This window comes from Maribellus maritimus, assembly GCF_022267315.1.
GTDB lineage: Bacteria > Bacteroidota > Bacteroidia > Bacteroidales > Prolixibacteraceae > Draconibacterium > Draconibacterium maritimum.
The window spans coordinates 266,066-279,398 of sequence record NZ_JAIKLE010000004.1 but is presented as its reverse complement, the minus strand read 5'-3'; the positions used below and the strand labels follow the sequence as shown (position 1 = coordinate 279,398).

General features: G+C 33.1%; 10 protein-coding genes. All 10 read left to right on the top strand.

Going from position 1 to position 13,333, the window contains the following annotated elements:
- The first annotated feature begins 1 nt into the window (after position 1).
- The 10 genes from K5G00_RS05865 (at position 2) to K5G00_RS05820 (ending at position 13,111) form a co-directional block, all read left to right on the top strand.
- Entirely contained in the window at positions 2–748 is a 747-nt protein-coding gene (locus K5G00_RS05865; protein ID WP_238765228.1) for a TolC family protein, read from the top strand.
- A gap of 348 nt (positions 749–1,096) precedes the next feature.
- Complete coding sequence (locus K5G00_RS05860) at positions 1,097–2,974, top strand: GumC family protein (RefSeq protein WP_238765227.1); 1,878 nt, start codon at positions 1,097–1,099, stop codon at positions 2,972–2,974.
- A gap of 42 nt (positions 2,975–3,016) precedes the next feature.
- Entirely contained in the window at positions 3,017–4,375 is a 1,359-nt protein-coding gene (locus K5G00_RS05855) for an oligosaccharide flippase family protein (RefSeq protein WP_238765226.1), read from the top strand.
- On the top strand, positions 4,375–5,871 hold the full coding sequence (locus tag K5G00_RS05850) for an O-antigen ligase family protein (RefSeq protein WP_238765225.1): 1,497 nt from the start codon (positions 4,375–4,377) through the stop codon (positions 5,869–5,871). Before K5G00_RS05855 ends, K5G00_RS05850 begins: the two co-directional genes overlap by 1 nt.
- A gap of 73 nt (positions 5,872–5,944) precedes the next feature.
- Positions 5,945–6,889 carry a phosphoribosyltransferase family protein gene (locus K5G00_RS05845; RefSeq protein WP_238765224.1) on the top strand — a complete coding sequence of 315 codons (945 nt, stop codon included), beginning with the start codon at positions 5,945–5,947 and terminating at the stop codon, positions 6,887–6,889.
- 56 nt (positions 6,890–6,945) lie between these two features.
- Positions 6,946–8,145: a glycosyltransferase gene (locus tag K5G00_RS05840; protein ID WP_238765223.1), complete on the top strand. Its 1,200-nt coding sequence runs from the start codon at positions 6,946–6,948 to the stop codon at positions 8,143–8,145.
- 5 nt (positions 8,146–8,150) lie between these two features.
- Entirely contained in the window at positions 8,151–9,359 is a 1,209-nt protein-coding gene (locus K5G00_RS05835; protein WP_238765222.1) for a glycosyltransferase, read from the top strand.
- Between the two features lie 236 nt (positions 9,360–9,595).
- Positions 9,596–10,711, top strand: a complete 1,116-nt coding sequence (locus K5G00_RS05830; protein ID WP_238765221.1) for a glycosyltransferase family 4 protein — start codon at positions 9,596–9,598, stop codon at positions 10,709–10,711.
- Positions 10,712–10,749: 38 nt separating this feature from the next.
- A complete protein-coding gene (locus K5G00_RS05825; protein WP_238765220.1) occupies positions 10,750–11,904 on the top strand; it encodes a glycosyltransferase family 4 protein in 1,155 nt (384 codons plus the stop codon).
- 19 nt (positions 11,905–11,923) lie between these two features.
- Positions 11,924–13,111 (top strand): glycosyltransferase family 2 protein, encoded by a 1,188-nt coding sequence (locus K5G00_RS05820; protein WP_238765219.1) that lies wholly within the window; start codon positions 11,924–11,926, stop codon positions 13,109–13,111.
- The last annotated feature ends 222 nt before the right edge of the window (positions 13,112–13,333 follow it).

Here is a 13,333-nt window from a genome sequence, read left to right as displayed (position 1 = left end):
AATGACAATACAAATTAAGTTAATTTTAGGAGTAGCAATAGTATTGTTTGCAAAAAATATCTATTCGCAGTCTTCCATTCAAATTACCAAAGATCCGATTGATAAGGTTGACATTATTGAACGGTTACCATCTCTGGCAGAATTACAGGAAATTGCTGTAGAAAACTCTCCTATTTCTAAACTTTTGGATGCTGACATAAAAATCGGAAATTCTAAAATAAACGAAGAAAAACGTTTGTGGATGAAATCTCTCGGTATTGAAGGAAATGCCAGATATGGAATTTTCGATAATCTGTATTTAACAGAAGATTACTCAACAATAGAAAGCACCTTGGCAACAACAAAAGAAACTCGTTTTTATATTGGAGGATATATAAAAATTCCAATCTCTGATATTATTGATAGAAGTAATGTAAAAACAGCAATAGCTGAAAAAGAAAAGTTACAATACCAAAAAGAAGCAAAAATAATAGAACTTCGCCAACTAATTATTGTTCAATATAACGAGGTTATTAAATCTTACAGAAAAATCCAAATAAATACCAATGCTGTAGAAACTTATCGGCTTCAAATGATCAGGGCAGAAATTGATTTTAATAATGGTAAAATAAATGTAGCTGAATATGCTCGTTTGGATAATATGCTTTCTAAAACTTTAATTGAGCTTGAGGATGCAAAACTTGATTTTGCCACAGCACTTCAAGTTCTGGAAGAAACAGTGGGAATAAAAATTAATTTAAAACCGTAAGATTTGAAAATAGTTTATTTTATAAGACTGTTATTAAAACACGCAGGGTTACTAATAATATCCCCCTTGTTAATGGCGGTGCTTGTATTCTTTGGGACAAAAGAGCTACCTAAAGTTTTTATTTCAACAACACGAATTTACACAGGTATCACAACAGGTTCATCAATAGTTTCACTCGATGATTCAAAAATTGATTTGTTTGCATCTCGTGCAGCTTTCGACAATCTGATTGAAATAATTAATTCAAAAAACACACTTGAAGAAGTTTCGATCCGATTACTTGCGTCGCATCTTATTATTGATAAGCCCACCGATGAGATTATTTCAGACAATTCCTATTCAAAATTAATGGAAATTGTTCCGGAAGAAGTTAAACAACTTGTTGTAAAGGGAAATTTGGAAAAGACAGTAGAAAACTTCAGAAATCTAAAAAATAAAAATTACTCCAACTTCATATATGCAATACTGAATTACGAACACCCCCATTATAGTACTCGAAAAATTGCTTCTAAAATAAAAGTCTCAAGAGTTCAATCAAGTGATATGATTGATATCAAATATCAATCAGATGATGCAGCTATATGCAAAAACACACTTGATTTCATCGTTCAAGTTTTTATCGAAGAATATACAACAATAAAAATTAACCAGTCTGATGCCGTTGTTCAATATTTTCAGAAGCAACTAAAACAGGCCGATGAAAAACTAAACGAGGCGGAAAATGAGTTACTCCGTTTTAATCAATCGAACACTATTATTAATTATTATGAACAGACTAAACATATCGCATCTGAAAAAGAACATTTTGATTTAGCTCATCAGGAAATTCAAAGAGATAAAGTTGCAGCAGAATCAGTACTTTCGATTCTTGAGGAGAAAATGACAGCTACCCAGAAACAATTTGTCAATAATAAAAAAATTCTTGATTTAAGAAATTCGCTTTCTGAATTAAATACTCAAATTGCACTAAAAACATACGAAAACGAAAGTGACTCAGCTAAAGAAAAAAGTTTAATCTCTAACATAGCAAGTTTAAAAACACGTTCGTTTGATATACAGGAAGAATTGAAAAACTCGGTTAGAGAGCAATTTTCAATGAGTAATACGACTGAAGGACTTCCCTCCTCTTCTGTTTTGACAGAATGGTTATCAAACGTCATAAAATTAGAAGCTGCAAAAGCAAAACTTATAGTCGCCGACATTCAAAAAAAAGAATATGAAAGATTATTTTCGTCATATGCACCATTAGGAGCGACAATGAAAAGACTCGAACGTAAAATAAATGTTGCTGAAAGAGAATACCTCTCAATTTTGCAAAGTTTAGGACAAGCCAAACTAAAACAACAAAACATTGAATTGAACTCAAACCTGAGAATCATAGCGCCTCCTTTTTTTCCAATAGTGGCGGAACCCAGTAAAAGAAAATTCATTGTACTTATCGCTTTTATGATTGGTTTTCTTATCCCTACTTTTATAATAATCGTATTGGACTTTTTGAACAACAACATAAAAACCTGGGCGAGAGTTGAAGAACTAACCGGACTTAATGTTGCAGCCGTTTATCCAAATACGAGCAAAGTGAGTAAATATGTTGACATAGATACTATCGAAAAACGGGCACTCGATATAATAGCCCGTAAACTAATTTTAAATATCGCATCTATAGAAAATAAAAGAAAGCCTTCATCTTTTCTATTCTTTAGCAGTTTAGAAAAAGAAGGCAAAACAAGAATTTTACGCTTTTTGCTGAAAAGATTGACCGAATATGGATACAAAATATTATATATCTCTTATGAAAAAGATAAAATTTCAGAAGAAATAGAACAAATAATATACAGTAGAGATAATTCTTTTCACCGAGCAGAAAAGATTGAAGACTTGACTCCGGAAAAGGATAAAAATAATCTATCGAATTACGACTTCATTTTTATTGAAATTCCGGGAGTTTTGAATAACAGTTACCCGATCAATTTATTTAAAACCGTTGATGTCCCAATTTTAGTAACAAGAGCAAACAGGCAGTGGCTAAAATCTGATTCTTTCGCTATAAAAGATATTCTCGAAGCATCAGATAAAGAGCCTCAAGTTTTTCTAAATGGTGTTGAATTACAAGAAATGGAAGACTTAATTGGAGAAATTCCCCGCAAACGTTCCCGAGTGAGACGTTTCTTAAAAAGACTAATACTTTTAAAGTTTAGTTCAAAAGATAAACTCTCTATATTGTAAAAGTTCGGGCTATAATTAAACAAAAAAATACAGCTAAAAAAGTTGAATAAAGTTATGTTGTCCGTATTAAAAAAGATAATATACGAAAAAAATGTGCTTTCTCTCTCAACAAGTGTAATTGGCGCAATACTCGGTTTAGCAAGTTTTATGCTTCTAACAAGAGGACTTGAAAAAGAACTGTTTGGAGACTGGGTACTTTTCACAACCCTCGCAACTTTTTTTGACCAATTAAGATTTGGGCTTACTAGTACAGCTCTTGTTAGATTTTCTTCCGGAACAGACGAAGAACAAAATAGAATCTATCTTGGAACCAGCTTCAAGATAGGAATTATTTTAGTTGGAATACTTTCAGCAATCTTAATTATCTCCTATCTTTTTATAACCCATTTGAATACTAAAATAAACAATGGTTATTTACTTTTTCTAAAATATTACCCAATACTGGCACTTTTCAATTTATCATGGAATAATGCAACTTCCTATTTTCAAGCAAAACAGAAGTTTAAAGAGATTCTGATTATAAAGATTTTTAGCTCTGGAAGTTTTGTACTTTTTTTAATAGGAAACAATTTATATTTTAAATTTCAACTTACTACTATAGTCTTCGTTTTTCTATTGACAAACTTTATACCTAGCATTTGGGCCGCTGCAAAAAAGTGGGATGGACTATTTTTCATTCGCAAATCAACTCGATATTCCACAAAAGAAATGCTCAATTTTGGTAGATTTTCAATGGGAACATTAATTGGAAGCAGTTTATTAAAAAGTGCAGACACTATAATAATTGGACTAAGCCCCATTTTAGGATCAATTGGGGTAGCAAAATATGCAATCCCGCTCAAATTAACTGATTTACTTGGAATACCACTGAGAAGTTTTACAATTACGGCATTTCCGAAGATGGCACAAAAAAGTTTAAAAAATGATCTTGAAGGAGTAAAAAAGATATTTTACGAATACAGTGGGACAATTACTTTTCTTTTTATACCGATGGCAATATTTGGGATAATCTTTGCAGAACCATTTGTTTTATTTTTGGGAGGAAATGAATTTCGAGACTCAATTCCCCTTTTGGCAACAATTTTCAGAATCTTCGCCCTTTATTCAATTCTACTGCCAATCGATAGGTTTACGGGAATTGCTTTAGATAGCATAAATCGCCCTCATCTCAACTTTTACAAGGTAATTGTAATGACGCTTGCCAATATAATAGGAGATGTTATTGCGGTGTTTTTTTTCAAGTCATTAGAAGCTGTCGCTCTTGTAACAGTTGCATTTACCTTTATTGGTATTTTAATCGGATATCAATATTTAAATAAAGAACTTCATTTAAAATTCAAATTTATTTTTTCCAACGGATGGCAGTTCTTTAAAAAAATATATGAATTTATGAAAGTATAATGAGTCATCTATTTGAACAAAAATATGGAAATGATTTATTAACTAAGCCATCAAGTATAGTTATAATTATTCTTGTTATTGTTATGATGGGGCTTATCATTGTGAAAGGTGGATTAATTGCAGGAATAGGACTTTTCCTCCTCCCCTTCATTGTTACATTTTTATATCTGGTTTTTATGATTCCCAGAACAGGATTAATTGCTGTTTATATAGCGAATTTCCTTGCAATTGGATTAACTAGATATTTAAAGGGTATTCCTTTAGGTTTATCTATAGATATGCTTTTATTTCTAACCTATATTTCGCTTTTTCTAATGAGTTTTTTCAAAAAAATTCCATGGAAAAATGGGAAAAACGATCTAGTACTACTTTCTGCCATTTGGTATCTATATACCATCTTTGAATTATTTAATCCAGAAGCAGTCAGCAGAACTGCTTGGTTTTATGCTATGAGAGGTGTTTCGTTATATATGTTATTAATTATCCCCCTTATTTTTATTCTATTCAACAAGAAAAAAGACATTGATCTTTTTCTGAAAATCTGGGCAATCCTGTCAATTATGGGGACACTTAAAGGCATAATGCAAAAATATTTTGGAGTAGATCCTTTTGAGCAGGCTTGGCTCAATGAAGGGAATTATAAGACCCATGTACTTTTTGGAAAGCTTAGAGTTTTTTCCTTCTACTCAGATGCTGGCCAGTTTGGGGCATCACAGGGGCTGACAGGTGTCATTTTTCTAATTCTTTCTTTTAACAAAAAATTACCAAAAAAAACAAAAATATTTTATTTAGTTACTTCCTTTCTTGGATTCTACGGACTCATGATCTCCGGAACCCGCGGAGCAATGGCTGTTCCTATAATGGGATTTGCTTTGTATATTATTCTTCGAAAAAATTTTAAAGTGATGATTGTTGGAGCAATTCTAGGATTAAGCGTAATCATTTTCTTTAAATATACAACAATAGGACAAGGCAATTATAGCATTCGGCGCATGAGAACAGCCTTCAATCCCACAGAAGATGCTTCGTATTTAGTTCGACGGGCAAATCAAAAAAAACTAAGTAACTATCTGGCAGCTCGTCCATTTGGCGGAGGGATTGGTTCTGCTGGCAACTGGGGATTACGATTTACGCCAAATACGTTTCTTGCAAATACACCAACAGATAGTTGGTACGTTATGATTTGGGCAGAACAAGGCGTAGTTGGATTAGCTCTACATTTATTTATCCTTTTATACATTTTAGGGAAAAGTATGTTTTTTATCTTTTTTAGGATAAAAAATGAGGAAATTCGCAATATTATGTGTGCCTTTACGAGCGGTTATTGGGGAATAATGGTTGCATCATACGGTAATGGCGTTCTGGGACAAATGCCTACAGGAATTGTAATATATACTTGCATGGTATATATGTTCATGGGGCCAAAGCTGGATAAAGAGGAAACAGAAAAGCAAATAAGACAGAAGAAATTAAATAAAAAAACAAAACAGCAATAAGCTAGTAATCAAAAGTTTATTGTATATTTACGAAGCAAACCTTGATACAAAAAATATTTAAACCATAAGTTTCATGTATTACAGAAATATCTCCGATTTAAATCAAATTATATTAAAACGCTTAAATATACTTCCCCGTGACTTCGATTTAATTGTGGGAATTCCCAGAAGTGGAATGCTCCCGGCAAATTTATTGGCGTTATACTTAAACCGGCCTTATACTGATATTGATTCATTTCTAAATGGACATATCTATAAAGCAGGAGAACGCGGACAATTTTTTGACATAAAGAATTTCAAAAAAGTGCTCGTTGTTGATGACAGTATTGCTTCTGGGTCTGCAATGCAAAAAAGCAAAGACAGATTAAAAACAATAGAAAAAGACTTCGATTTAAAATACTGTGCAATATATGTTATCCCGGGAAAAGAGAAGAAAGTAGATTATTTTTTTGAAATAGTTCCTCTACCGCGATATTTTCAATGGAACGTATTTAATCACACTTCATTGGAGAAAGCATGTTTTGATATTGACGGAGTTTTATGTATTGATCCGACAGAAGAGCAAAATGACGATGGCGAGAAATATCGCGATTTTGTGCTGAATGCTCCGCCGCTATATATTCCGGGGGCTAAAATAGGCACACTGGTTACATCAAGACTTGAAAAATACAGGATAGAAACTGAGACATGGCTAAAAAAGAACAATGTAAGATATAAAGAACTAATCATGCTCAATTTGCCTGATATGCAAGCCAGACAAAAAGCGAATAATCATGCTGAGCATAAAGCCAAATATTACATGGAAAAGCCTTATGTACTTTTCGTTGAAAGTTCACTTTCGCAGGCGCTCGAAATAAACAGAATAACCAAGAAACCCGTTTTATGCACCGAAAATTTTGAGATGATTTTTGATGCCCAGTCATTTTACTACAATTTAAAAAGCGGAAAATATCTTCCATTTTTACGTAAAACGGCGCTAAAAATTAGAAACAAATTGAGAAAATTGAAATCGAATTAAAACAGGGAGAGAAGAGTAATAAACGCAAAAACAAACCTTTGCAACTCTAATTCAACATGGAAAACTATTTGCAAAATATTGTATGTGTTTCAAATACAACATGGGAGGGTTTTTATACAAAATCAACAGTTCAGCTTCTGTCTTTAATCGCAAAAAACAACAAAGTTCTGTTTGTAGAATACCCCTTTACTATTAAAGATTTAGTAATGTCTCTTCTGGGTAAAGGCCGGGCACCGGTTGCAAGAATGCTGGGAACAAAGAAAAGGCTAGTCACAAAAAAAACGGCATTTAACACTTCTGTTTATCATTTGGTAGTTCCGCCGATGTTGCCTTTTGCTGCATTTAAATCGAATTGGCTCTACAATTTACTTTTAAGTATTAATGCAAAAATTTTTTCGAGAACAGTTAGACGCAGCCTTCGAAAATTAAAAATGGATGCCCCAACTTGTATTAATGCTTACAACTCTATCTACGGATTAAAACTAAAGGGAAAACTGAAAGAAGTGTTACACCTTTTTTATTGTTATGACGGCCCGGATATTTTAAGATACGGAGACAGAGCCGTTCAATCAGATCAAAAGTTTACAGAAATTTCCGACGGTGTAATTGTTACGTCTGACTACCTTAAAAATACAATGAAACATTTGAACTCAAATATAAAAGTTGTAAAAAACGGCGTTGATTTCAAACTATTTAATAAGGAAACAAAAACAGATGTTCTGACAAACAAAACAAAGAAAGTGGGGTATATTGGAAGCATCGATCACCGATTTGACCTGGAAACAGTTGAACATGCTATTCAAAACCTGCCAGAATATGAATTTGAATTTGTTGGCGACCAAATGAATAAAAAAGTAGCACAACAATTACAGAAATATTCCAATGTAACTTTTCTTCCTCCGGTTCAGGCTCACGAAGTTCCGGCATTGCTAAAACAATGCGACGTTGGACTAATTCCATATATCTGTAGTGATTATACAAAAAATATTTACCCTCTTAAGATTAACGAATATTTATCAGTAGGAGTCCCGGTTGTTTTAACCTCATTTGCAAATTTACCCGAGTTTAAAAACATTGTCTCTTTTACGTTCAATAAAGAAGAATTTTGCAATGCAATTGACAATGAAATAAAAAATGACACTAGAGATAAAATAACCGAAAGGATAAAATTTGCAGAACAAACTTCTTGGGAAAACCGGGCAATTCTATTCGAAAAAGTAATCAAAAATTTTAGGGATAAAAAATTAAAAAATTAAGAGCAATGGCGGTTCTAAAATTCATAATAAACCTTTTTGAATTTATACTTTGGATATATTTTGGTTTTGCAGCCATTTATGTTTTCATATTTGGGTTTGCAGGAGTTTTTTCACGAAAACAAAAAATAAATCCAAATCCCAAAATCAGGAAATTTGCTGTTTTAATACCCGGCTACAAGGAAGATGCTGTTATTATCGACGTTGCGAAGGAAGCTTTAAAGCAAGACTATCCCAAGGAAAGTTATGAAGTTGTAATCATCGCAGATTCATTCCAAACCGAAACACTCAAAAAACTAAGAGAACTCCCCATTACTGTTATCGAAGTTTCATTTGAAGTGAGTACAAAATCGAAGGCACTGAACAAAGCCATGTTTGAATTAGGCGATAATTATGATGTGGCTCTTATTTTAGATGCCGATAATATCATGCAAGAAGATGTCATCTCGAAAATTAATCAGGCTTTTGAAAATGGATTTAAAGTAGTTCAAGGTCATCGAGTTGCAAAAAACACAAATACATCTTTTGCAATTCTTGATGCCATAAGTGAAGAGGTAAACAACAATATCTTCAGAAAAGGGCACCGAAATCTGGGTTTTTCATCGGCTTTAATTGGCTCGGGAATGGCATTTGACTACTCTTTTTTTAAAGAAACAATGGCAAACGTAAAAGCTGTTGGCGGATTCGATAAAGAACTGGAGCTAAAACTTCTGAAAAATAAATACAAAATAGAATACTTACAGGATGCTATTATTTTAGATGAAAAAGTTCAAAAGTCGGAGGTATTTACAAATCAACGGAAAAGATGGCTTTCTGCACAATTCATATATTTTGGCAGATATTTTTTCCCGGGAATCTATCACTTATTCTTTAAAGGGAATATTGATTTCTTTGATAAAGTTTATCAAATGGGTTCTCCCCCAAGAGTTCTTTTAGTTGGCTTAGTTACAATTATTACTCTTTTATATGGTTTTATTGATTTGATATTTCCAAACGCAAACTTTTTGAAATTTGGGTTCAACGAATGGTGGCCTGTATTTTTATTGGTGTTTTTGGCATTTCTTTTTAGTATTCCCGGAAAATTTTATTCTGTCAAAACCTTAAAAGCAGCCTTAACTTTACCCAAAGCTTTCTTTTTAATGTTTGCTTCATTATTTAAGTTAAAAGGAGCAAACAAAAAATTTATACATACAGAACATGGAACCATGGACAACTAAAGAATAGAAAAATTGGGTCTAAAAGTATGGATGAAAAAAAACATAAATGACCTAACACTATTTTTTATAAACTAACTCTTAAATTTTATCATAGTTACCAGATGCAACATATAGCAAAAAAACAGAAGAAAATAAAATACATCAAAATAACCAAGCTGGTTATTTTCGATGTCTGAATATATTGAATTACGAAAAGTTGAAAACGAAAATAAAAAGTAAAAACACCATATAAAAAAATGAGAACCTTTAAAATACTTGAAACGATTCGCCAAGGGAATATTGGTGGCGGAGAAAGCCATGTTATAGATTTAACCATGAATCTTAACACAGTGAGATACCAACCGATAGTTTTATCTTTTACAGATGGCCCGATGGTCGAACTAATGAAAAACAATAATATAGCCACTTCTGTAATATATACAGAGAAAGCTTTTGATTTTGCAAAATGGAAAGAAATAACAAATTTTATAAAGGAAGAAAAAATTGACCTTATTCATGCGCATGGCTCTCGCGCAATGTCTAATGTCTTTTGGGCCTCTCAAAAGTTAAAAATTCCGATAATTTATACGGTACACGGATGGTCATTCCATATCGATCAAAAGTTCTTTGTTCGGGAGCTTAGAAAACGAATGGAAAAATTTCTTACAAATAAAGCCTCCAAAACAATTTGTGTTTCCCATAGCAACCAAGAAGATGGGATCAAGCTATTTAATATGAAACGTTCAACGGTTATCTATAATTCCGTTGATTTTGAAAAATTTAATCCTAATAGAAATTTTAAAGATATTAGAGCTGAGCTAAATATAGCTCCGGAAATAACGTTAATCGGTTACATTGTAAGAATTACACAGCAAAAGGATCCTTTTTCCATGATAGAAGCAATGCGAATTATTGCTCAGAGCGAAAAAAATGTTATGCTACTAATTGTAGGGGAAGGAAACCTCAAAAATGAGGCAGTTGCTCTAGTAAACAAACTAAAGCTAAACGATCGCATAATTTTTCAGCCTTTCAGAACTGATATACCAGATATATTAGACGCTATTGACATATATTGTCTTCCATCACTTTGGGAAGGATTTCCTATTGGAATTATTGAAGCAATGGCTATGAAGAAACCAGTTATTGCCTCTCCTGCCGATGGAAATATTGAGCTAATAAACAATGGAGTAACCGGAATAATTGTTCCTGAAAAAAATCCTGAGAAACTCGCGAATGAACTTATTCAGCTGCATAAAAATAAAAAATTACGCAATTCTTTGGCAGAAGAAGGATTCAATTTTATAACTAAAAATTTCGGAATAAAACGCATGATAAGTGAAATTGAAGATTTGTATTCCAGTCTTTTAAGCTAATATTTCGGAGAGAGCAGTTAGAGTTAAATACGAAAAAAATGAAAATAGGGATTGAAGGACAACGGCTTTATCGAAAGAAAAAACACGGGATGGATATGGTTGCACTGGAACTGATAAAAAACCTGCAACTTATAGACAAAAAAAATGAATATATTGTTTTTGTAAAACCCGATGTTGACAACAGCTGTATTCCGGATGCGCCAAATTTCAAAATAATAGAGTTAGGAGGCGGCCCCTACCCCATCTGGGAACAAATAGCCCTTCCTAAAGCGGCAAAAAGAGAAGGCTGCGATATTTTGCATTGTACCAGCAATACGGGCCCGGTTTGGTCTAAAGTTCCTTTGATAACCATTTTACATGATATTATTTACCTGGAAATTATTAGCATTTTCAAAAAAGCAGGAACCTGGTATCAAAAGTTAGGAAATATGTACCGCCGCTTTGTTGTTCCCCCTGTTATAAGAAAAAGCAAAAGGGTATCAACAGTTTCCAATTTTGAAAAAGAACGAATTAAAAACTTTATGGGGCTTGGCGAAAAATTGGTTACCATCTATAACGGTGTAGGAGAACACTTTAAAAAAATTGAGAACAAACAAGTACTTTTTGCCGCCAAAGAGAAATATAAACTTCCCGACCATTTTCTATTCTTCTTTGGCAATACCGACCCAAAAAAAAATACAATAAATGTATTAAAAGCATTTGCTGAGTTTAATGAAAAAAGTTTGTTAAAATATAAACTGGTGATGCTTGATTATGAAGAATCAGCCCTTAATAAAATACTTTTTGAAATCGGGCACCCTGAAATCAGGGAAGATATACAACTAACCGGATACGTTGTAAATACGGATCTTCCTGCCATTATCAATCAATGTGAAGTATTCCTATATCCATCTCTACGCGAAAGTTTTGGAATTCCTATTTTAGAAGGGATGGCTTGCGGTATTCCGGTAATTACATCAAATACGTCATCAATGCCCGAAATAGCAGGAGACTCCGCTCTAATTGTAAACCCTGCCAAATCAGAAGAAATAACAGATGCTATCTTCAAAATTTTAAACAACGAGACGTTAAAAAAAGAATTGACGGAGAAAGGGATAAAAAGAGCAAAAGAGTTCTCTTGGGAAAATATGGCGAAGTCTTATCTCAACCTCTATGAAGAAATATACAACGAATTAAATAGTAATAAAAGCTAACCCATTAAATTCTGATAAAATGAAAGCTCTTGAAATTATCTTCTGGATTTCTCTTTTTATAATTTTCTACTCATATCTTGGTTATGGAATTCTACTTTTTCTGATAATAAAAATAAGACGAATACTGGGTTTAGCTAAACCATATACAGGAAATGAAAATTATGAGCCTGAAGTTACCCTTTTTGTTGCAGCATACAACGAAAAAGACTATGTTGATAAAAAAGTAAAGAATTCATTTAGTCTGAATTATCCAAAAGAAAAGGTAAAACACCTTTGGGTAACCGATGGTTCTGATGACGGAACCCCTGATTTACTCCGTAAATACGAAGGTATTGAAGTTCATCATTTAGACGAACGTGGCGGAAAAATTGGTGCAATGAACCGGGGAATGCAATTTGTAAAAACCCCAATCGTAATTTTTTCCGACGGAAACACAAACCTGGGAGAAGATTCAATAAGAGAAATTGTAAATCTTTTCAAAAATCCAAAAGTTGGGTGTGTATCCGGTGAAAAACGCATTTACAGCAAAGATGCGGATGCGGCAGCAGGGGCAGGAGAAGGATTATACTGGAAATATGAATCGACCCTAAAAAAATGGGATGCAGAATTGTACTCGGTTGTGGGTGCAGCAGGCGAACTTTTTGCCATCCGAACCGAGCTCTGGCAGGAAGTGGAAAAAGATACTCTACTCGATGACTTTATCATTTCTCTTCGTGTTGCGATGGGCGGACATACTATTCAATACAACCCGAATGCTTATGCAATAGAAACAGCATCGGCAAATGTAAAAGAAGAATTAAAACGAAAAATAAGAATATCGGCCGGAGGAATACAATCAGTTATTCGTCTCAGTCCTCTCTTAAACATTTTCAAATACGGAACTTTGTCTTTTCAATATATTTCACACCGGGTTTTACGTTGGACGTTGACACCTCTTTTATTATTACTAATTATTCCACTTAATCTAATTTTAGCGATTAATGTGAGTTTTGAGATCAGCAATTTGTACACTCTCCTTTTCTATGGCCAAATACTTTTTTACATAATGGCGTTAACTGGCTGGTTTCTTGAAAACAGAAAAATAAAAGTAAAAATTCTTTTTATTCCTTATTACTTTTTCATCATGAATCTATCTGTTTTCATGGGTTTCAGACGATATTTAAAGGGGAACCAATCCGTAAAATGGGAAAGAGCGAAAAGAGGATAACCTACTAAAGGACTAGCACATTAAGATCAACTAAAAAAATATTAGCGTTTATTTACAAATTACCTTAGTCTTTTTTCTTCTTTTCTAAATAATTTCTATTATTAACATAAAATCGCGGCGGCAATAATCAGCATTTTTAACCCTCTTTTTCAGAACTTCGTATCACCGTTTTCTAATGCAATATATCTAACTTGCAAGTACCATTAGAGAAAGAAGGACGCA

Coding starts and splice junctions, on each gene's coding strand:
- K5G00_RS05845 (WP_238765224.1), top strand. CDS start 5,945: ATGTATTACAGAAATATCTCCGATTTAAATCAAATTATATTAAAACGC.
- K5G00_RS05820 (WP_238765219.1), top strand. CDS start 11,924: ATGAAAGCTCTTGAAATTATCTTCTGGATTTCTCTTTTTATAATTTTC.
- K5G00_RS05840 (WP_238765223.1), top strand. CDS start 6,946: ATGGAAAACTATTTGCAAAATATTGTATGTGTTTCAAATACAACATGG.
- K5G00_RS05825 (WP_238765220.1), top strand. CDS start 10,750: ATGAAAATAGGGATTGAAGGACAACGGCTTTATCGAAAGAAAAAACAC.
- K5G00_RS05865 (WP_238765228.1), top strand. CDS start 2: ATGACAATACAAATTAAGTTAATTTTAGGAGTAGCAATAGTATTGTTT.
- K5G00_RS05830 (WP_238765221.1), top strand. CDS start 9,596: ATGAGAACCTTTAAAATACTTGAAACGATTCGCCAAGGGAATATTGGT.
- K5G00_RS05860 (WP_238765227.1), top strand. CDS start 1,097: ATGGAAATTGTTCCGGAAGAAGTTAAACAACTTGTTGTAAAGGGAAAT.
- K5G00_RS05835 (WP_238765222.1), top strand. CDS start 8,151: ATGGCGGTTCTAAAATTCATAATAAACCTTTTTGAATTTATACTTTGG.
- K5G00_RS05850 (WP_238765225.1), top strand. CDS start 4,375: ATGAGTCATCTATTTGAACAAAAATATGGAAATGATTTATTAACTAAG.